Raw genomic sequence first — 20,658 nt, 5'->3', positions numbered from 1 at the left:
TCATCTCACCATCGGTTGAAAACGGCCGACCATTGTAGCGCCCAAAGCCTCGGTTATCCACACGGGTTTAACCCTCAATATTGACCTGTGGACAACTTGCCATGAGCTTATGGGAAAACCCTGTGGAGGGACGGGGATAATCGTTAATCACGCGCCTTACGCACGGGTTAACCACAACCAGCCAACACCTTTTGGACGGCTTATACGGAACTTACACACAGATTTTTAATTACTATAACTATATGAAATTTAATATTTAAAACCACTTATCCACAAATTGTATCCCCACTATTAATAACAACAGGTTTAGAACTACCTATTAGTAATAATAGTGACCTTATTGATCATTACTCTTGCCACATCAAGCAAGCTGGCTGCGGCGTGATAAGGCTTTTTGTGCAAGGAAAAATTGCACCCAGCAAAGGAAGTCTCTACAATTTCCGGTCTTGAATTGAATCTCCCCGGCTAGTTCCTCACTGGACCGGGCTTTTTGGAATTCACTTTCCGTCCTAAACCACGTGGGAATAACGAGTTATGAAACGCACTTTTCAACCTAGCGTTCTCAAGCGCAAGCGCGCGCATGGCTTCCGTGCTCGTATGGCAACCAAAAACGGTCGCGCCGTCCTCGCACGTCGCCGTGCCAAAGGCCGCAAGCGTCTGAGCGCCTGATTTCGGATTGCGTGTGCCGCAGCAAGGCTTTCCCCGGCAGTTACGGTTACTAAATGCTGGGGATTTTAGTCACGTGTTCGAGCAAGCCGACCTAAAAGTGCATGGCAAAGGTATGATGGCGTTAGTCCGCTTGAGTACTCGGGGACACCCCCGCCTTGGACTGGTGGTCAGCAAAAAGAATGTTAAACGCGCTGTAGATCGCAACCGTTTCAAGCGTCTGGTTAGAGAATCCGTTCGTCTTCGTCAAGATCACTTACCCTCTGTGGATATAGTGGTATTGGCACGACGTGGCGTTCAGGATATCGATAACGACACCTTACATCGCCAGTTGCACGGCATGTGGAAGCGACTTCAGCGTGACGCACAGGCGATGATCGCAGTACCAACGCCTAAGCGTGACACGTGACCTTTGGTGCACTCCTCGCCGCTCGACCTCGGCCTGCCAACTGGCAGGCTTTCGTGTGTCAAGAGTCGAGCAAATGACACTGCGCCATTAGCATGTTCACCACCCAGCGGGCAGAACCCTCATGGACGTAAAACGACTTTTATTACTGATTCCACTAGCCGTACTGGCGTACTTGCTAGTCATTGAGTGGAATCAGGATTACGGGCAGCCGAATTACGATTCAGTGCCTGAAGTAACTCAACGCAGCAATTCGGCGCCTACTAGTAATGTTGAAGATGATGAAGGGGGCTTAGCGGTTCCGAGTACGTCTTCACAGCAGAGTGCGGTGGGTGAAGGTATTCCTGATACCGAAAGCGAGACATCAAGCCGCGATTTCATTGCCGTCACCACCGACGTTCTCGATGTACGTATTGATCCACACGGTGGCGATATAGTTTATGCCGCGTTACCGCAGCACAAATTATCACTCGATTCAGACCGAAACTATGTTCTGTTATCCGATAACAGTAGCCGTAGCTACGTGGCTCGATCAGGTCTGCAGCTTGATGGCCAAGCTAGCCGCATCGCGTTCACGCCTGAAAACTCAGAGTATCGTTTAGGCGATAACGACAAAGAACTAAACGTTGATCTAACCGCTGACGTCAACGGCGTTGAGGTTATTAAGCGACTTACCTTTGAGCGCGGCAGCTACGCAGTCAATGTCAATTACTACTTAGCCAATAACACCGATGCACCGGTTAGTGCGCGCTTTATTGGTCAACTGGCACGCGACAATAGCCCTGATCCATCGAGCGGCGTTTCTATGGGCATGAAGTCCTATTTGGGGGCCGCTTACTCAACGCCGGAAGCTCGCTATGAGAAGATCGATTTCGAGGATATTCAAAGCAATAACTTTGAAAACCGCGAAGCGCAGGGCGGCTGGATAGCCATTATCCAGCACTACTTTGTATCGGCATGGGCACCCGAGCAGGACCAACAAAACCTTTACTACGTTACCACTGACTCCAGCAACCGCAGCGTCGTAGCCTTTGCTGGCCCCACTAGCACGGTTGCAGCTGATGGCGAAGCATCCCTGGGGGCAACCCTCTATATGGGGCCGAAGGTGCAGGACTACCTAGAGCAGGTTGCACCTAACCTTCGCTTAACCGTGGATTACGGTTGGCTATGGTTTATCGCCAACCCCCTCTTCTGGCTACTGGATCATATCCATGAAATCGTCGGCAACTGGGGTTGGTCGATTGTCCTATTGACCGTACTGGTCAAGACGGTGCTTTTCCCACTTTCCGCCAAAGCTTACAAATCCATGGGTCGGATGCGTAAACTTGGCCCGGAAATGCAGCGCCTGAAAGAGATGTATGGCGATGACCGGCAAAAAATGTCGCAAGAGATGATGAAGTTCTACCAGAAGGAAAAAATAAATCCGCTGGGAGGCTGTCTACCTATTGTGATTCAGATGCCTGTCTTCATCGCTCTCTACTGGATGTTGCTGGAGTCGGTTGAACTGCGTCACGCGCCATTTATCTTCTGGATTCAGGATCTATCGGTGAAGGATCCGTACTTCATTCTGCCGATTCTGATGGGCATTTCCATGTTCGTTCAACAGATGTTGAACCCAACACCTCCGGATCCTATGCAGGCGAAGATCATGAAGATGCTCCCCATCATCTTTACCTTCTTCTTCCTGTGGTTCCCGGCCGGCCTGGTTATCTACTGGGTGGTCAACAACATCATTTCGGTAGCGCAGCAATACTACATTACGCGTAAAATCGAAAATGATCCGAGTATCGGCAAGGGCATGAAAACCAAATAGACTGCCTTTGTCATTACCCTTCAGACCCCCGCCTTGAGCGGGGGTCTGGCGTTTTAAGGTCGACAAATCCAAACTATGTAGATCGATGCTAGATCGATCAAATGCTACTTCTGCCAATTGACTAAGAGATTCACCATGGCCGAACGTCTCTACACGCCTGATACCATTGCGGCGCTGGCAACCCCCCCAGGACGTGGCGGCGTGGGTATTATCCGCGTCTCCGGCCCCGCCTGCCGCGCAATCGCTCAAGCCATGGTAGGGCATTGCCCTACTCCACGATACGCTCACTATGGCCCCTTCCAAGGCGTAGAAGAGAGCATCGACGAAGGCATCGCCCTGTTCTTCAACGGTCCCCACTCGTTTACCGGTGAAGACGTACTCGAACTCCAGGGGCACGGCGGCCCGATCATTATGGACATGCTGCTTGAACGCTGTGTGGCCTTGGGTGCCCGTTTGGCACGGCCCGGAGAGTTTTCCGAGCGGGCGTTTTTGAACGACAAGCTCGACCTGGCCCAGGCGGAAGCGATTGCCGACCTCATCGATGCCACCTCACGCTCAGCAGCTGAAAACGCCGTGCGCTCACTACAGGGCGAGTTCTCAAAGCGTGTCTCTGCGCTGGTGCAGCGCTTGATCGAACTACGCGTGTACGTTGAAGCGGCAATCGACTTCCCCGAAGAGGAGATCGACTTTCTTGCCGACGGCCATGTTGCCCAGCACTTAAGCAGCGTCCAGCAAGCGCTGAGCGACGTACGCCAGGCAGCAGGCCAAGGTGCACTGTTGCGAGAAGGGATGAGCGTGGTCATTGCCGGGTGGCCTAATGCGGGTAAGTCGAGCCTGCTAAATGCGCTGACCGAACAAGATACCGCCATTGTGACGGATATCGCGGGGACGACCCGGGACGTACTCCGTGAGCATATTCATATCGACGGTATGCCGCTGCATATTATCGACACCGCAGGATTGCGCGATACGCCCGATGCGGTGGAAAAAATTGGTGTCGCCCGTGCCTGGGCCGAGATAGAAAAAGCCGATCGGGTGTTGCTACTCGTTGATGCCAGTACCACCACTTCCACCGACCCCATGGCTATCTGGCCCGAGTTTGTCGCTCGCCTACCCGACCAGACACGCTTAACCCTGGTGCGAAATAAAATAGATACCAGTGCCGAACCGGCGGGTATTGATTTATCCACAACCACGCCTATCGTCAGGCTCTCGGCAAAAACCGGTACGGGTGTGGATAACTTAAAGGCTCATCTGAAGGATGTGATGGGCTTTGCCGCCACCACTGAGGGTCGCTTCTCCGCTCGCCGGCGCCACCTGGACGCCCTAGACCGTGCCATGGCAGCCCTTGATACCGGCCGCGCTCAGTTGGATGGCTATGGCGCAGGCGAACTGCTGGCAGAAGATTTGCGCGACGCCCAACAGGCCTTAGGCGAGATCACTGGCGAATTCAGCGCCGATGATTTACTGGGCGAGATTTTCGGCAGTTTTTGTATCGGCAAATAGCGCTACATGTTTACAACCACTACTCTCCCACCCACCAATCCGACTGATAGCGACTGTCGGCACCTAGCAGCGGGGTAATTTCCGCCATCGCTGCTGCCAGGCGGTTATCCAACCCCCAGGGCGGATTAATCACCAGCATACCGCTACCGAACATGCCATGGGCCTGCTCCCCTGATTCGCGCAGCAGCAGCTCGCTGCGCCATATCTTGCGTATTCCGCTCTCCGCAAGGTTGCTTAATAGCGTGTAATGATGGCCTACTGGTAACAGCGGATACCAAATCAATACCACCCCATGGCGCGCTTTTTCTAGCGTATAAACCACTGTGTCAGCAACTTCCTGGTACTCCGCTTTACGCTCATAGCTGGGATCGATCAGCACACACAACCGCGGGGATGGAGCGGGCAACATAGCTTTTAGTCCGGCCAAACCGTCACCAAACACGCGCTTTGCGTGCGGTGGTAACCCTTGAGTACTCAGCTGCTCATGCTCGCCAGGATGTAGTTCAAACAGCGTTAGTCGATCTTGTTCACGCAGAGAGTGACTTAACCACCAAGGAGAACCAGGGTAATGCGTCAGTGATGCTGGAGAAGATTGAGCACTTGTTAACACCGCTTTCCAGGCGCTCAGTAACGTGTCATTCAGTCCTGTATGAGCTTGCCAGAGTGGCCAAATACCCTCGCGATACTCTTGCAGCCGTTGTGTCTCTTGGGCATTAAGCGGATAGAGGCCTCTACCCGCATGAGTATCAACATATGTAATAGCGGTTTTTTTACGTAATAAGTGCTCAATCACCGCATATAGGGTCAGATGTTTATGCACATCGGCAAAATTACCGGCATGGTAGGCATGTTGGTAAGACAGCATGGAGACTCATCGACAGGTAAATGAAAAAAAGCCCGCTATGTGAGCATAGCGGGCTATAAGCAGCAATAGCTAGATTAAACTAACAGTGTATTAACCTTGGCCATCGCCGGTTGCAGTTAGAGTAATCTCTACACGACGGTTCTGAGCACGGCCCTGCTCATTGTCGTTGCTAGCGACCGGCTGAGTGGCACCATAGCCAGAGGTAATAAGGCGCGAGGATGAAACCCCATTTTGAGATAAGTAACTACCCACTGCTTGAGCGCGACGCTCGGAGAGACGCTGATTATAGCTAGCATCGCCGGTGCTATCGGTGTGGCCTGCGATACTAACGCGAGTGTCTTGGTACTGAGTGAGAACATTAGCGACTTCATTAAGAGAACCGCGCGCTTCACTGGTCAGCTCAGCTGAGTCAAAACCAAAGGTGACACCGCTAGGCATATTGAGCACGATATCGTCGCCACGGCGATCAATCTCAATGCGTGAACCTTGCAAGTTTTCACGCAATTGCTGCTCCTGGCGATCCATGTAGACACCAATGCCAGCACCGGCAGCCGCACCTACGGCAGCACCAATTAATGCACGGTCACGGCGGCTAGTACTACCGTCGCCAGACAGAGCACCGGCAGCAGCACCCACAGCAGCACCAATACCAGTACCCATCGCGGTGCTAGAGCGCTGCGTTTGGCCACCGTAAGGGTCCGATGTGGCACAACCTGCTAATAAAATAGCGGCTGCCAGCGGTGTCAGTAGTCGAGAAATACGCATCACTCACTCCTTGTTTATATTAGGGACATCTTTGTTTCATTACTGGTCAATCTTCACTAATTAAAGCCAGCAACTCATTCAAGAATAATAGACCTTGAGGCGAAGCACGCAGTTTTTCAGGCATTTGCATCAAAAGTCCTTTTTTCTCCGCGGATTGTAAACGCGTGAGTAACATTGCCGGAGCCTGCCCAGTGTTGGCCCTCCATGTATCCAACGCAACCCCGTCAGTAAGCCGTAGAGCGTTCATGGCAAACTCCAACGGCAGCTCATCCGCTTTTATCGGCTGCTTCCCGGCGATAAAGCCACGCAGATCATCTGTGCGTTTTAAATAAGCGTCCGGCTGGCGAGTTTTCCAGCGCCGCTCTATGCGCCACAACCCATTTTCGTCAATGTGGCTAAGCTTGCCGTGGGCTCCAGCGCCAATTCCCAGATAGTCACCAAACTGCCAGTAGTTAAGATTATGGCGGCTCTGGTGACCAGCGCTAGCGTAAGCCGAAATCTCGTAGCGCTTAAAGCCCGCCTGCTCCAAAAGCTGATGCCCCGTGTCCTGAATATCCCAAAGCGCCTCTTCCTCTGGCAGTACAGGAGGCTGGGAGTGAAAGGCGGTGTTCGGCTCAAGGGTCAATTGATACCAAGAGAGATGTTCAGGTGCCAATGCCAGCGCTTGCGCAATATCATCCATCGCCAACTGGGGTGTTTGGTCGGGCAAACCGTGCATAAGGTCAATATTAATGTTGGTAAAGCCTGCCTGGCGCGCCTGTGCTACCGCCGTGATCGCTTCGTCACCGCTATGTATACGCCCCAGAGCATGCAGTTGATCGGGCTGAAAACTTTGAATACCCAGCGAGAGGCGATTTATGCCTGCTGTCCGGTAACCAATGAAACGCTCTTGCTCCGTGGTACCTGGATTCGCCTCTAAGGTAATCTCAATACTATTCGCAAAGGGTAAACGGGCTTCGATCTCTTTCAATAATCGGTCATAAAACGCAGGCGACAGCAGGCTGGGTGTCCCACCGCCAATAAAGATCGTCTGAATTTCCCGGCCAGCCGCCAGATTAAGATCGTTATCCAAATCTTGTAACAGCGCCTCTAAATAGGCAGCTTCAGGTAAATCCCGTGGTGTAAAACCGTGCGTGCCCGGTTCATGAGAATTGAAATCACAATATGGGCATTTACGGACACACCAGGGCGTGTGGATATAGAGAGAGAGTGGCGGCAGCGTATCAGCCATGCGCCACCTTCAGCAGCTCCACTAACCCCTGCAACGCGCGACCACGATGGCTAAGGCGATTTTTGCTTTCGCTGGGCAGCTCGGCAACGCTCATGCCCTGATCGGGTAACCAGAAAAGCGGATCATAGCCGAATCCTTCCTTCCCACGGGGATGAGCAAGTACCTCACCTTCCCAACTGCGTTGCACGATGATCGGTACCGGATCTTTCGGATGGCGCAAATAAACAAGCACACACCAGTAACGTGCGCTTCGTTGGCCTTCCGCAAAGTCACTTAGCGCGGCTAACAGGGTTTGATTATTTTTCTCATCACTTCTGGGCTCACCGCCATAGCGGGCGGAATAGATTCCAGGTGCACCGTTCAGTGCGTCTACTTCAAGCCCCGAATCGTCGGCTAATGCGGGTAATCCACTTATAAGGCTCGCTTCACGCGCTTTTAAAAGTGCATTTTCGACAAAGGTAAGCCCCGTCTCTTCCACATCCGTAACGCCAAAATCCGCTTGGGGGCGAATATCGAACCCCAAGGGTGAAAGTAATTGATTGAATTCTATTAATTTTCCTGCATTGCCACTGGCAAGAACAAGGGTATTGACGGCGGCCATGGTACGCACTCCATACAGTGGAACATCAGTTTACGCGCTCAGTGGTCGTACCAAAAGCCATCATCATGTTACTCAACGTATCTAAAAAATATCTGTTAAACCATTTGCTAATTTAAATGTTAATACTTGTTTTAAAAGTAAAAAATAATCGTACGAAAACATGATCGACTAATATAAATTGTTTTTACCATATTTTTAATAACAAAACTTTACGTTTCGTATCTTATGGTCAACAATTCAAAGGGTACCTGCTCACTCTTTCTTTCCACGAGGGCACCCCAATGTCGCAGGAAAAGTCTACCGGAACGGTTTATGTCGTTACCGAAAGAAGTCCCCAAGCTCAGCTGTTCGCTGAATACTTGAACAAGCACACCGGCTGTCAAATTAGTATCCACTCTCCCCACGCGACGTTACCTATTTCCGCTTCGGGCAACATGTTGATTCTGATTGATAGCGATCATATCGGCGTTGATGCACTGCCGGAGTGGCAAGATAAGTTACCCGATGCGTTAACGAAAACGCCTCTCGCCGCCTTCAACATTCACGATATGGATCACGCGCTTGAAGCACTGTCATGTGCGCAGCTAAAAGGCGTTTTTTATCGCAATGAAAGCCTTGAGGTGATCTGTAAAGGCATACACGCGCTGCTTGAAGGGGAGCTGTGGATGTCGCGGGATTTAATGGCGCGGTTGATTCTGTTTTATCGCAAATACCAAAGTAATGCCTTCCGCCCAGCCTGCGGGCTCACTAACCGGGAAATGGAGATTATTTCTTTGCTTAGCGCAGGCTCCTCCAATCAACAAATTGCTGAAAAGCTATTTGTTAGTGAGCACACCGTTAAGTCACATCTTTACAACATTTTCCGCAAAATTAACGTTCACAACCGTATCCAAGCGCTCAATTGGATTCATCAAAATTTGGGTCCGATTCTGCCCAATATTGAAACCGCGCGCAGCCTACAGCGGCATCGTCCCCGCTAAAGAGAAAGGTAAGGGTAACTGTTATGTCATCAATACACCGTCTATCAACCAGCTTTCTCATCCTGGCGATGTGGGTCATGTCATCTTTAGTAGTGGCAGTGGCAAATGAACCAACGGGTGCGTTACCCACCAACGAACAAGAAGCGATTGACGCTATTAATCAGCTCTCGAGCCCAGATGGACCTAAAGTGCAAGGCAACACTAACGGGGGAAGCGAGCTGACAGGTGTGTTGGTAGATCGAACGATCACCATGGCGGGTAAAACCTTCTATCGCGCCTTTAGCCAACGAGCACTGGATAACCTGATTATCGGCAATGCCACTATCACCATTAAAGAGCGACCGGATGCACGCTGGGGTAGCCAAATATGGGTGATGGAAGGCAACCGCATGTATTTCCGTACACAGCTCTCCCCTAGGATCAGCGAAGCTGACCGGGCCGCAGGAGAAGCCGTGCAGACCGTCGAAGAAGCATTACTGCGCCAACAGTTGGCATCAGCGCTTAATTCAGACAAAGACTTGGGAACAGAGGAGCTACGTTAATGAAAAACATATTAAAGAAAGCAGCAGGTAGTGCCCTTGCAACCGGCCTCCTAGTAAGTGTGATAGCACCGCAAGCAAATGCCGGGGAGCTAGTTTATCAGCCGCTTAACCCATCGTTTGGCGGTGACCCCTTTATGGGTAGCTATTTACTCGGTAAAGCACAGTCGCAAGACACCAATACGGACCCTAACGCGAGAGGTATTGAGTCACTCTCATCCACTGAACGACTTATCCAAAGTCTCGAAAGTCGGTTGATCTCCCAGCTCATCAGTGACGTTGGTGCTGGTGAAGTCGATGAAGGCGCATTTGATAGCGGTGAATTCAGCGTAGTGGTTCGCGATGAAGGCGGACAACTCGTTGTCAGGGTAGTCGATAAAGTGACGGGAGATGTTACCAATATCAGCGTGGGGGGCTTGTTTAACCCTTAATATGTTACCTGTTTTTAAACTAAGAAAAACTAATAAAGCTGTTAGTCAGCCTACTTAATACGATGTGGGATTCAGGGGATCATCATGAAAATTATCGCTACGCTACTCATGGTCAGCTTACTCAGCGGCTGTGCCGGTATGGTTGCAACGTCTGAAAACTTGGAAGGCGCGCAAGCAACGCTGACACCAAGAGGGGCAACATACCAAGATCTGGTCTCTTTGCCACCGCCGGCAGGGCGTATATTTGTATCTGTTTATGACTTTCGAGATCAAACGGGTCAGTATCGACCTGCTCCGGCCAGCACTTTCTCAACTGCTGTAACGCAAGGCGCAGCGGCCATGCTCACCGGTGCATTGGCGGACTCGGGCTGGTTTATACCGCTCGAGCGGGTTGGTTTACAAAACCTGCTTACTGAAAGACGCATTATCCGTGCAGAGTTTGAGCGCTTCGGCCAGCCCGATACGCTGCCATCATTACGCGCTGCTTCAGTGATGCTGGAAGGCGGTATTATTGCCTATGAATCCAACGTTAGAACGGGGGGGGCCGGCGCGGAGTATTTTGGGATTGGCGCATCCGGCCAGTATCAAGTTGACCAGGTAACGGTGAATTTGCGCGCGGTTGAAATATCAACAGGTGAAGTACTAGCGAACGTTACCACCACGAAAACAATTTACTCTAAAGAGATGCGAGCAGGGGTATATCGCTTTATCGATTTTCGTCGTTTGCTAGAAGCTGAAGTGGGACTTACCACGAATGAACCCGTACAACTCGCAGTCATGTCCGCAATTGAATCAGCAGTAATTCATCTGGTAGCACGTGGAGTGGAAAGTAACCTCTGGAACCTTGGTAACAATGTTAATTTTCAAGATACCATTTTGGCTGACTACTTAGATGCCCCAGTTCCTTTGTTATAAAAGAGCTAAAGTATTTAATTAAAAATAAGATAATGCTAATAAAAATTCAAAAAATAGGTAAGGGCTATGCAAATTGCATGGCCCTTTTTTTACCTCAAATATCTTTATCTAAGTATTAGAAAACTAGTTCTTAGATTAATTTAAAACATGGAAAAATACACCATACAAATAAGAAAACATCTGATAGCGGAAATTTTCAATTAGTCCAAACTCAACACAAGAAATACAAATTGATACAAAGTGTTTCAGAGGGAAATATTATGAAACTGAATTACTCCTCAACCAAGCAAGCTGTGCTAGCAGTTATCCTGCTGACGTCAACCATTTCAGTTTCATCAACAATTAGCGCAGACAACAGCCGAGTTGAACAGTTTTCTAAGCAAGTTGCCGCTCAACACAACCAAGGTAACTACAGCATTATTGCGCAAATAGGTAACAACAATCGTACCCATGTTTCGCAATCGGCTAGTTATCAAGCGGGGAATTTCTCTAGCATCTATCAGCTAGGAAACTACAACACAGCAACAGTCACTCAAACCGGCGGCAATAACATTAGTAATATCTTACAAATAGGTAAAAATCATAAAGCAGATATTACTCAGTCAGGAAGGGCATCAAGAGAACTAAATTCTTATGTGCGTCAGCTTGGCAATCGGAGTGACGTTCAGATTTCACAATCGGGGAGTGGCTACCGTGGCATTAGTGTTGAACAACAAGCGTTTTCAAGCAATGCACGCCCAGTCACCGTCGAAACCTACTGAGCAACAAACGTTGTCTCAGTAATAACTAAAGCAAGCATGACATAATGGGGAAACACCATGAAAACTCAAATCACCACTATCGCTGCCGCCGTTGCCTTCGCTATGAGCACTGCTGCTTCCGCACAGTACTGGTCAGCTGGTAGCGATTCCACGATTTATCAAGATGGCAATAACAATACTAACGACGTTACCCAGTGGGGATCGCAAAACTCACGCATCTACCAAGAAGGTAGTTATAACTCTGCTACCATAAATCAAGATGACATCTCTGGTGTTGCTACAACGCTACCTGGTCTTAATGACTCTGGAGTAGAGCAATTTGGTAACGGTAACTCGGCTGACGTTACTCAATTAGGCACCATGAACGACTCGACAGTATATCAAGAGCGTAATAATAATAGTGCTTCCGTTGACCAAGAAGGTTATAAAAATGTTTCAGTAGTAGAGCAAATTGGCGACCAAAATAACGCTGATATTACTCAAGATGGTAAATTCAATGATAGCTACGCTTATATTGAAGGATTCGGTAACGACACTAACGTTAACCAAGATGGTATGGGAAACAAATCAGTAGTAGAACAAATCGGTAGTTTCAATGATGCTGAAATCACACAGAATGGCTCATATAATGATAGCTATGCCTACATGGATGGTAACGCCAATGACGCTATTGTTGGCCAAAGCGGTTACTCGCTAGAGAGTACTATTCTAGCCAATGGTGATAACAACACCTATAACGTAGCTCAATCCGGCTATGGTCATGAGTCTTACATCGAAACTTACGGCAGCTACAACACCAACACTGTTGATCAAAGCGGTACCTTCTGGGGTCAACATACCTCTAGCATTGTTACCTATGGCAATGGCAACGTTAACACTGTGAGCCAAGGCAATTAAGCAAAAAGATATTACATTAGATACTCACTCGATGTGCATGCAAACCGCCCCAAAGGGGGGCGGTTTGTTTATGGCTACCTGAAAAGGAGCCGTTAACGAATCATAAGCGTTAAGGTACCCCCCGCTCCTTGAGTAGACGAACGTGAGTGATTACTGCCTTTTTGAATATCCACCTCCAACCGCTCATCGTCAGTTAACAGTTTCACGGTGCCTTCAAGTTCTGTACCGGTAAAGGTGTACTCAGCAGGCACTGTCCCGCTCTCTTCAACGTGCTCGGTGGTTTCGCCTTCGTGGGTAATCCGCCAGTGGGCGGAAAACTCTGCGCCCGGCGAACCGCTCATGGTGATATGGATCTGGGTCATGTTCTGCTCCTGAGGCGTCTGTGCAGCGAGCGGCAAGCAGGCTAGCAGCCCCGCCGCGCAGATCACGTATCGCCAAGCTGCTGGTCGTATCATGAGTGTAACTCTCATCTAAGCAAGAGCCGCTCAAGGTGAGCGGCTCTTGCAGTATAGCGGGCTTTTTGTTACTTGCTGTTACATAACTGCAAAGGCTTTTTCTGCGGCATCCAGGGTGAACTGGATGTCTTCGGGTGTGTGCGCGCTGGACATAAAGCCTGCTTCGTAAGCAGAAGGCGCTAAATAAACACCGTGATCAAGCATCGCACCAAAGAAACGACGGAAGGCATCCGGGTTACAGGCGGTGGCTTGGGCAAAGTTATCTACACGGCTTTGAGAGGTAAAGAAGAGCCCAAACATACCGCCCGCCGACTGCGTCATCATCGGCACCCGTGCGGCATTGGCACGCTCCTGAAGGCCAGTACAAAGCGTGTTAACCCGCTGGGTAAGCGCATCGTGAAAGCCTGGTACCTGTAGCTTGGTAAGCAGTGCAACGCCTGCGGCCATGGCCAGCGGGTTACCCGACAATGTGCCCGCTTGGTAAATCGGCCCCAGGGGGGAGATGTTTTGCATTATCTCGCGCTTGCCACCAAAGGCGCCCACAGGCATGCCACCACCGACAATTTTTCCCAAGCAGGTTAGATCGGGCACTATACCGTAGTGGGCTTGGGCACCGCCCAATGCCACTCGAAAACCGGTCATCACTTCGTCAAAAATCAGCACGCTACCGTACTCGTTACATACCCGACGCAGTGTTTCCAAAAAGCCCGGTTGAGGCGGAATACAGTTCATATTGCCGGCAACGGGTTCAACGATAATGCAGGCAATCTGATCACCAATTTCGTTGAAACACGCCTCAACCCCTTCAGGGTCGTTAAACGAGAGAGTAATGGTGTGTTCAGCCAGCGACGCAGGCACGCCCGGCGAGCTGGGTTCGCCGTGGGTAAGCGCACCGGAGCCCGCTTTAACCAGCAGCGAATCAGAGTGGCCGTGGTAGTTACCCTCGAACTTAACGATCTTATCGCGGCCGGTGGTACCTCGTGCCAAGCGTATCGCGGACATAGTCGCTTCGGTGCCCGAGCTGGTCATACGCACCATATCCATGGAGGGAATCATTTCGCAGATCAAATCTGCCATGGTGGTTTCGACGGCGGTCGGGGTACCAAAAGAAAGGCCGTTGTCTAATCGCGCTCGCACGGCTGCCAATACGTCTTGGTCGGCATGCCCAGTGATCATGGGTCCCCAGGAGCCGACATAGTCCACGTAACGATTGCCTTCGACGTCAAACAGAAAGGCACCTTGAGCACGCTCCATAAAGACCGGCGGCCGGTGTAACCCTTTAAACGCCCGAACGGGTGAGTTTACCCCGCCCGGTATATGACGACTGGCAAGTTCAAACAGTTCAGCTGATGTAGTCATGGCATCCTCTCGGTCAATGGCGTACAGAAGATAGGATCAAAAACGGATAGCCCGTGGAATACGATGTGGCAAACACTGGCCGCTAGGCGGTTGAAATCCTTGGGACAGACTTTGCCAGGTAAAGCGCTGCGCCTGCTCACAAGCAGTTGGTAAACGCTCACCAACGGCAATACGGGCGGCAATGGCCGATGCCAGCGTGCAGCCAGAGCCATGGAACAGTTCGGGCAGGCGCGGCCACTGCCACTGGCGAGTGGTATCGGGCGAGTGCAGGGTGTGCACTACCTGCTGCTCATTGCCGGGCAGTGGCTCATCCGTGGCCGTGACCAGGATAGCTTGGCACCCCTGTGACATCAGTGCCACCGCGCGGGCCGTATCATCGAAAGGAGTGATGATGTCGGGCGTAAGCTGGGCTAACTCAGCACGATTCGGCGTTAATATATCCACAAGCGGTAGCAAACGATCAACAAACAGTTGACGCAAAGCAGGTGTGGATAACTCAGTTCCGCCACCGGCTTTAAAGACCGGATCGGCCACCACGGGAATGCCTGGAAAACGGCGAATAATTTGCTCCGCTGCGCGCAGGGTGTCTTCATCAGCGAGTAGACCAAGCTTAATCGCCGCGACCTGCATCTCACTAATTGCCTCTGCCATTTGGCGCATCGCAGTCGGATCAGCAGGGATCACGCGTGTCACATTATGACAATTTTGTACCGTCAGCGCAGTGGGGATCGTTACCGCCCAACCACCACAGGCTGCAATGGCTTCACTGTCAGCGATTAATCCTGCCCCACCAGTCGGATCATGCCCGGCGAGCACCAACACCACGGGAGGAAGTGGTTGACGCATCAAAAGGGCTTCACAACGGCGAGAATAATAATCGCCACCAGCGCAATCACCGGCGCTTCGTTAAACCAGCGGAAAAACACATGGCCTTTGGTACAGCGATCCTGGGCAAACTGCTTCAAATAGATCAAACAAACATGATGATAAGCGATAAGCAGAACCACCAGCGCCAGCTTGGCGTGCATCCAGCCCTGGCTGAACCATTCGGGCACTAGATAGAGCATCCAGCCACCAAAAATGAGCACCGCAATCATGGATGGAGTCATGATGCCACGGTAGAGCTTACGCTCCATGGTTTTGAAATAGTCGATGGCCTTTTCATCGCCGTTATCTCGCGCGGTGGCGTGATACACGTACAGGCGGGGTAAATAGAACAGCGCAGCGAACCACGTCACTACGGCCATTAAATGAATAGCCTTTACCCATAGGTACATTGTCGCTCCTTAAAGAGATGAATCCTGCTCGCGTTTATCAGTGCCAAGGGCATCGGCGCCGCGTGGGTCAGTGTAGTGATAATAACGCTCGATGGCCCCACGGGTGATAATACCTGAAATACGCCGTTGCTTTGGTCGATAGCCATGAACGACGTAGAGCGCCCCGAGGGCGTTATCCTGTAGTTTTAGAAACGCTTCAGAAAGTGTCGCCTGTAAACCAATGGGCGCCAGCTCCAAACGCTGCCCAGGGATTTCGAGTAGATCAATCAACTCATCTGCAGGCGGCTCTTCCCCCTGTAGCGCCTCATCGTGCTCAAGTAACCAGCGTGCCAGTTCAGCGGCTTTTAGCGCCAACACAGGTTTTTCTTCACTGGAGCGCTCGATCACTAACCACACCGGGTTGGTTTCTAATAAAAGTCGCGCTCGATCAGGTGTGATCATTCGCTCGGTGCGCACCAATTGACGCTCCATCACCGCAGGCACCGAGACCCGGGAAAGTGCCTGCATCAACGGCTGCTGAAGCGGGTGCAGCCCGTAGCGCACCGTGCTGATAAAAAAGCCTTCACAGCCAGTCAATTGACGCGAGGTTAAACACGCCACTACCACCGCCAACATGCCGGGAAGCATAATGCTCGGCGTATGGGTTAACTCCAAAAGCGCCATGAGCGCAGCCAGGGGCGCTTGTAACACCGCCCCCATCATTGCAGCCATACCTAGCATCGCGTAAATGCCCGGATCTGCGGCTTTATCGGACCAAAGCCAGCCCCCCAGTAAACCAAACAGCGCGCCTGTAGCAGAACCTATGACCAACACCGGGCCGATAATACCGATGGGAACACCGCCAGCGACCGTTAGCGCCGTAATCAGCAGCTTGATGATCATCAGTGCCAGCAGCACTTTAATTTCCAGTTGGTTATTGAGCGCCGCCGCCACGCTGTCGTAGCCGATACCCTGAACCTGGGGGAACCACCAAGCCACCGCGCCAGTTGACACCCCCACCAAACCAAGACGCACCCAAAGTGGCCACTGCATAATCCGCTGACTGCGTGAAATATGAATAAACAGCCCGGCTAGCAGCCCAATCACCAGTCCGGTAACCACAATCCACGGCAAGTTGATCAGTGAGCCCAATGCTATCTCGGGGATACGGAAAGCGGGTTCGTTGCCATACGCTAACTGCGCCACCAGTGCGCCCATGGTAGAAGCCAAAATCACGGGCATAAAGCTCATTAAGGTGTATTCCATCATCACCACTTCCATGGCAAAGATGACGCCCGCGATAGGCGTGTTAAAAGAGGCGGAAATAGCGGCTGCGGTACCGCACGCCACGAGTACTCTAAGGCTATTATTAGGCAAGCGTATCTGCTGACCAAGCCCGCTAGCCGCCGCTGCCCCCAAGTGAATCGCCGGCCCCTCACGGCCTGCGGAGAGACCACCCAGGACGGATATAACACCTACCCACCACTGGTTGAGCCAGTTACGCAGGGGAAAACGGCCTTGGTGGTAGCTAAGCCGCTCAATCACATGGCCAACACCAAGCTTACGTGCCGCCGGTTTTTGCCTATACAGCAGCACTCCTACTAGCGTTACTGCCAGCATGGGTAAAAGCGCGCGCAGCCACTTCGCCATGCTTTCAAACGCTTCTGGGTCTCCATCAGTCATGTAGAGCGCAGCGCCTGCTTCCAATAGCAGCCGAAACGCCACCATCACAGCGCCGGTAATAACACCCGAGACTAGCCCCAGTACACATAGCTGTGGAAGGGCGTCGACGTTGGCTAGCTGACGACGAAAACTCTCTAAGGTAAAATCCGATCGGGAAAAACGCGCCACAGCGACCTTCCTTGCTCTTGTATCGATACACTCTTGTGTATCATAGCTGGATACGCTTAAACAGCTTGGTGTCCTATGCTTAAGTTAATAGCGAATTTGGTTTTCTACTCAGCGGCATCCGTAAGGAGTGATTTGTGATTAAGGTCGGCATTGTGGGCGGTACAGGTTACACCGGCGTTGAACTACTACGGCTACTCGCCCAGCACCCCCAAGTTAACGTCGCCATGATTACCTCGCGCTCGGAAACCGGCGTCAAGGTGTGCGATATGTACCCCAACCTGCGCGGCCATTACGATACCTTGGCGTTTAGCGAGCCGGACGCTAAACAGTTGGGCGCGTTGGATGCGGTATTTTTTGCCACACCCCATGGCGTTGCTCACGCACTAGCCGGTGAGCTACTCGAAAACGGCACTCGGGTGATTGATCTATCGGCCGATTTCCGGCTGCGCGATGCCGATGAGTGGAGCCGCTGGTACGGACAGGCCCACGGCGCCCCGGAATTGTTGCAAGAGGCAGTATATGGGCTGCCGGAAATGCACCGGGAGAAAATCAAAAACGCACGTTTAATTGCGGTTCCCGGTTGCTACCCCACCAGCGTTCAGTTGGGCTACCTGCCGCTTCTGGAAGCAGGTTTGATCGACCCAGGCCAACTCATTGCTGACTGCAAATCCGGCGTTACCGGCGCAGGCCGCGGCGCTAAAGTAGGCTCACTGCTCGCCGAAGCCAGCGAGTCGATGAAGGCCTACGGCGCCTCGGGCCACCGCCATTTGCCGGAAATTAGTCAAGGACTTAGGGATATCCAGCAATCCACGGTGGGTTTAACCTTTGTGCCGCACCTAACGCCGATGATTCGGGGTATTCACTCCACCCTTTACGGCCAGCTAACCGCTGACCCCGGCGATCTGCAGGCACTCTTTGAGCAGCGCTATGCCGACGAACCCTTTGTCGATGTGATGCCAGCGGGAAGCCATCCTGAAACGCGCAGTGTCAAAGGCATCAATACCTGCCGCCTGGCCGTCCATCGCCCCGGCAATGGCAACACCGTGGTCGTGCTATCGGTGATCGATAACCTGGTCAAAGGTGCTTCCGGCCAAGCGATCCAAAACCTCAACCTGATGTTCGGCTTTGACGAGAACACCGGCCTTACCGCACCAGCACTGATGCCCTAAGGTTTCACTAATTCCCAGCAATAGTTGACCAATTTGCTGGGAATTACCCATAATCACCCCCCAATGCCGATTTATTCGTTCTTTAAGCTCGCGGGAGGTACCCATGAGCGGTGCAGAAGCCTTTGTTCCTACTCCACTACTGCTCTCTGATAGCGCATGCAAACGTATTAATGCGCTGATTGCAGAAGAGAATAATCCATCCCTTAAACTGCGGGTCTACGTGACCGGTGGCGGCTGTTCTGGTTTTCAGTACGGTTTCGATTTTGCTGAAAACGTCGCTGATGATGACACCGTTATTGAATTTGGAAACGCTTCCTTAGTGGTTGACCCCCTCTCTTACCAGTATTTGGTAGGTTCCACCGTCGACTACGAAGAGGGTCTGGCGGGCGCACGTTTTCGTGTTCAGAACCCTAACGCCACCACCACCTGCGGCTGCGGCGCTTCCTTTATGGTCTAAACAGCGTTGGCCCGCAGCGCTCCTCGTGACTTGACGCCTTGACGGATTCTCGCCAAGGTTAATAGGTCAACAACGGCTTAAATAACGGTTTATAAAGAGCAACAAACGGTAAAACCGCTTTGTAACCCGCCACCAGCCACATAAAGCACGGGGAAATTTATGAAAGTAGCACTACCACTCAGCCTAACCAAAACAACGCTGGCGCTTGCACTGGGATTGGCCAGCGCCACTGCCGCCATGGCCCAAACGCCATCGGTGAACGTGGCCACTGATCCAAGCTTTGTGCCGTTCGAAATGATGGATCAAGAAACCGGCGAAATGGTCGGCTTCGATATGGATATCATCAACGAAGTCGCCGAGCGCGCAGGCTTTGAAGTCAACCTCACGACCATGGAGTTCTCCGGCATTATTCCCGCCGTGCAAACCGGTAGCCAGGAAATCGCCATTGCCGGTACCACCATTACGGAAGAACGTGCCGAAGTTGTCGACTTCTCCGACCCCTACTACGATTCCGGTCTTCGCATTATTGTGCGTGCCGATAATGACAGTGTCGAAACGCTAGAAGACCTTCAGGATCTAGCCGTTGGTACCAAAATTGGTTCCACCAGCTACGACTACCTGCAGCAAGAGCTTGGCGAAGAGGCTGACATCACCCCCTTCCCGGGTACTGCCGACATGTACATGGCGCTGCTAGGCCGCAACGTTGATGCGGTGCTCTATGACGCCCCTAACGTCGCCTACTTCTCGCAAACCCGTGGCGAAGACCGTACCAAGGTTGTTGGCCCGCTATATGAAGGCCAGCAGTACGGCATCGTCTTCCACAAAGGCAGCGAGTGGGTGGAACCCACCAACGAAGCCCTCGCCGCGATGAAGGAAGATGGCACTTACGATGAGATATACACCAAATGGTTTGGTGAAGCCCCCAGCGAAGAGTGAGTGTAAAACCTCAACAATAGCGTAACGCCATTACAGGGCCGGGTGGCCAAAACCCCCGGCCCTGCTGCGTTGATTATGTGTTTTTTGCCAACTGCTTTTTTGTTTCAGGAGTCTACGCGTGGACGTCAATTTTCAGTTTGATTGGTCGGCGGCGTTTGGGTCTATCCCTTACCTGCTGCCGGGTATTCCCTGGACGCTACTTATCTCATTTGGCGGCTTGGCCATTGGGTTTTTTATCGGCATATTCTTTGGTCTGTTACGCATTAGCCGCCTGCGCTGGCTACGCTGGCCGGCCATCATTTATGTCGAAGTGTTCCGCGGTACGCCGATTCTAGTCCAAGTGCTATTTATTTTTTACGGCTTACCACAGTTGCTGGGTGGGCCAATCAACGCCCTGGTCGCCGGTATTGCCGCGATCGCCGTTAACTCCGGCGCTTACATCTCTGAAATCGTGCGTGGCGGTGTCCAGTCGATTGAGCGCGGTCAAGGGGAAGCGTCGCTCTCTCTGGGTCTTTCCCGCACTCAAGCGTTTCGCTACGTTATCTGGCCCCAGGCGTTTCGGCGCATGATCCCTCCCCTTGGGAACCAGGGCATCATCAGCATCAAAGACACCTCCCTGTTCTCGGTGATTGGCGTGGGTGAGCTAGTGCGCCAAGGGCAAATCTATATCGCCACTACCTTCACGGCCCTTGAGGTCTATTTCATGGTCGCATTGATGTATCTAGCGATCACTTGGACCCTATCAATCATCCTCCGCCAGCTTGAGATCAGAGGCCTGGCAGGACAATAAGGACACGCG

The 20,658-nt window shown here is 51.8% G+C and carries 23 protein-coding genes; 14 read left to right on the top strand and 9 right to left on the bottom strand.

Annotated elements, in window-relative coordinates; all coding sequences use genetic code 11:
• The first annotated feature begins 534 nt into the window (after window positions 1-534).
• From rpmH to mnmE, 4 genes are all read left to right on the top strand, one after another.
• Complete coding sequence (rpmH, locus tag QEN58_RS19460; protein ID WP_008959105.1) at window positions 535-669, top strand: 50S ribosomal protein L34; 135 nt, start codon at window positions 535-537, stop codon at window positions 667-669.
• A 13-nt stretch (window positions 670-682) separates the two neighbouring features.
• On the top strand, window positions 683-1,075 hold the full coding sequence (gene rnpA, locus QEN58_RS19455; protein ID WP_071694872.1) for a ribonuclease P protein component: 393 nt from the start codon (window positions 683-685) through the stop codon (window positions 1,073-1,075).
• A gap of 121 nt (window positions 1,076-1,196) precedes the next feature.
• Entirely contained in the window at window positions 1,197-2,885 is a 1,689-nt protein-coding gene (gene yidC, locus QEN58_RS19450; RefSeq protein WP_280105226.1) for a membrane protein insertase YidC, read from the top strand.
• A gap of 135 nt (window positions 2,886-3,020) precedes the next feature.
• Entirely contained in the window at window positions 3,021-4,391 is a 1,371-nt protein-coding gene (gene mnmE / locus QEN58_RS19445) for a tRNA uridine-5-carboxymethylaminomethyl(34) synthesis GTPase MnmE (RefSeq protein ID WP_280105225.1), read from the top strand.
• Window positions 4,392-4,410: 19 nt separating this feature from the next.
• Here the strand turns inward: mnmE and QEN58_RS19440 are convergent, their stop codons facing one another.
• The 4 genes from QEN58_RS19440 to rdgB all read right to left on the bottom strand — a co-directional run bounded on the left by QEN58_RS19440 (window position 4,411) and on the right by rdgB (window position 7,853).
• Window positions 4,411-5,256, bottom strand: a complete 846-nt coding sequence (locus tag QEN58_RS19440) for a 23S rRNA (adenine(2030)-N(6))-methyltransferase RlmJ (protein ID WP_280105224.1) — start codon at window positions 5,254-5,256, stop codon at window positions 4,411-4,413.
• 90 nt (window positions 5,257-5,346) lie between these two features.
• Window positions 5,347-6,021 (bottom strand): YiaD family glycine zipper/OmpA-like lipoprotein, encoded by a 675-nt coding sequence (locus QEN58_RS19435; RefSeq protein WP_280105223.1) that lies wholly within the window; start codon window positions 6,019-6,021, stop codon window positions 5,347-5,349.
• A 46-nt stretch (window positions 6,022-6,067) separates the two neighbouring features.
• Entirely contained in the window at window positions 6,068-7,252 is a 1,185-nt protein-coding gene (gene hemW / locus QEN58_RS19430) for a radical SAM family heme chaperone HemW (RefSeq protein ID WP_280105222.1), read from the bottom strand.
• Complete coding sequence (gene rdgB, locus QEN58_RS19425; protein WP_280105221.1) at window positions 7,245-7,853, bottom strand: RdgB/HAM1 family non-canonical purine NTP pyrophosphatase; 609 nt, start codon at window positions 7,851-7,853, stop codon at window positions 7,245-7,247. The genes hemW and rdgB overlap by 8 nt, the downstream gene beginning before the upstream one ends.
• Before the next feature lie 281 nt (window positions 7,854-8,134).
• Here rdgB and QEN58_RS19420 point away from each other — a divergent pair, with 281 nt between their 5' ends.
• The 6 genes from QEN58_RS19420 (at window position 8,135) to QEN58_RS19395 (ending at window position 12,376) form a co-directional block, all read left to right on the top strand.
• Entirely contained in the window at window positions 8,135-8,833 is a 699-nt protein-coding gene (locus QEN58_RS19420) for a LuxR C-terminal-related transcriptional regulator (RefSeq protein WP_280105220.1), read from the top strand.
• Between the two features lie 23 nt (window positions 8,834-8,856).
• The gene (locus QEN58_RS19415) at window positions 8,857-9,375 is read left to right on the top strand and encodes a CsgE family curli-type amyloid fiber assembly protein (protein ID WP_280105219.1); all 519 of its coding nucleotides are present in this window, start codon (window positions 8,857-8,859) and stop codon (window positions 9,373-9,375) included.
• A complete protein-coding gene (locus tag QEN58_RS19410; RefSeq protein ID WP_280105218.1) occupies window positions 9,375-9,803 on the top strand; it encodes a curli assembly protein CsgF in 429 nt (142 codons plus the stop codon). The genes QEN58_RS19415 and QEN58_RS19410 overlap by 1 nt, the downstream gene beginning before the upstream one ends.
• Before the next feature lie 84 nt (window positions 9,804-9,887).
• The gene (locus QEN58_RS19405) at window positions 9,888-10,718 is read left to right on the top strand and encodes a CsgG/HfaB family protein (RefSeq protein WP_280105217.1); all 831 of its coding nucleotides are present in this window, start codon (window positions 9,888-9,890) and stop codon (window positions 10,716-10,718) included.
• Window positions 10,719-10,978: 260 nt separating this feature from the next.
• Window positions 10,979-11,479, top strand: a complete 501-nt coding sequence (locus QEN58_RS19400; RefSeq protein ID WP_280105216.1) for a hypothetical protein — start codon at window positions 10,979-10,981, stop codon at window positions 11,477-11,479.
• Window positions 11,480-11,536: 57 nt separating this feature from the next.
• On the top strand, window positions 11,537-12,376 hold the full coding sequence (locus QEN58_RS19395; protein WP_280105215.1) for a curlin subunit CsgB: 840 nt from the start codon (window positions 11,537-11,539) through the stop codon (window positions 12,374-12,376).
• Between the two features lie 92 nt (window positions 12,377-12,468).
• Here the strand turns inward: QEN58_RS19395 and QEN58_RS19390 are convergent, their stop codons facing one another.
• From QEN58_RS19390 to QEN58_RS19370, 5 genes are all read right to left on the bottom strand, one after another.
• Window positions 12,469-12,738: a hypothetical protein gene (locus QEN58_RS19390; protein ID WP_280105214.1), complete on the bottom strand. Its 270-nt coding sequence runs from the start codon at window positions 12,736-12,738 to the stop codon at window positions 12,469-12,471.
• 171 nt (window positions 12,739-12,909) lie between these two features.
• Window positions 12,910-14,190, bottom strand: coding sequence for a glutamate-1-semialdehyde 2,1-aminomutase (gene hemL / locus QEN58_RS19385; RefSeq protein WP_280105213.1), 1,281 nt, complete (start codon window positions 14,188-14,190; stop codon window positions 12,910-12,912).
• A 36-nt stretch (window positions 14,191-14,226) separates the two neighbouring features.
• On the bottom strand, window positions 14,227-15,036 hold the full coding sequence (gene thiD, locus QEN58_RS19380) for a bifunctional hydroxymethylpyrimidine kinase/phosphomethylpyrimidine kinase (protein ID WP_280105212.1): 810 nt from the start codon (window positions 15,034-15,036) through the stop codon (window positions 14,227-14,229).
• Complete coding sequence (hemJ, locus tag QEN58_RS19375; RefSeq protein ID WP_280105211.1) at window positions 15,036-15,467, bottom strand: protoporphyrinogen oxidase HemJ; 432 nt, start codon at window positions 15,465-15,467, stop codon at window positions 15,036-15,038. The genes thiD and hemJ overlap by 1 nt, the downstream gene beginning before the upstream one ends.
• Window positions 15,468-15,476: 9 nt before the next feature.
• Window positions 15,477-17,297 carry a chloride channel protein gene (locus tag QEN58_RS19370; protein WP_280105210.1) on the bottom strand — a complete coding sequence of 607 codons (1,821 nt, stop codon included), beginning with the start codon at window positions 17,295-17,297 and terminating at the stop codon, window positions 15,477-15,479.
• 134 nt (window positions 17,298-17,431) lie between these two features.
• On the opposite strand from QEN58_RS19370, the gene argC reads away from it, so the two are divergent.
• From argC to QEN58_RS19350, 4 genes are all read left to right on the top strand, one after another.
• Complete coding sequence (gene argC / locus QEN58_RS19365) at window positions 17,432-18,466, top strand: N-acetyl-gamma-glutamyl-phosphate reductase (RefSeq protein ID WP_280105209.1); 1,035 nt, start codon at window positions 17,432-17,434, stop codon at window positions 18,464-18,466.
• A gap of 103 nt (window positions 18,467-18,569) precedes the next feature.
• The gene (gene erpA, locus QEN58_RS19360) at window positions 18,570-18,923 is read left to right on the top strand and encodes an iron-sulfur cluster insertion protein ErpA (protein ID WP_280105208.1); all 354 of its coding nucleotides are present in this window, start codon (window positions 18,570-18,572) and stop codon (window positions 18,921-18,923) included.
• A gap of 159 nt (window positions 18,924-19,082) precedes the next feature.
• On the top strand, window positions 19,083-19,859 hold the full coding sequence (locus QEN58_RS19355; protein WP_280105207.1) for a transporter substrate-binding domain-containing protein: 777 nt from the start codon (window positions 19,083-19,085) through the stop codon (window positions 19,857-19,859).
• A gap of 118 nt (window positions 19,860-19,977) precedes the next feature.
• Window positions 19,978-20,649 carry an amino acid ABC transporter permease gene (locus tag QEN58_RS19350; RefSeq protein ID WP_280105206.1) on the top strand — a complete coding sequence of 224 codons (672 nt, stop codon included), beginning with the start codon at window positions 19,978-19,980 and terminating at the stop codon, window positions 20,647-20,649.
• The last annotated feature ends 9 nt before the right edge of the window (window positions 20,650-20,658 follow it).

This window comes from Halomonas alkaliantarctica (assembly GCF_029854215.1).
Classification (GTDB): Bacteria; Pseudomonadota; Gammaproteobacteria; order Pseudomonadales; family Halomonadaceae; genus Vreelandella; species Vreelandella alkaliantarctica_A.
Note: the sequence above shows the minus strand (reverse complement) of the source record. Positions and strands in the feature narration are given on the sequence as shown.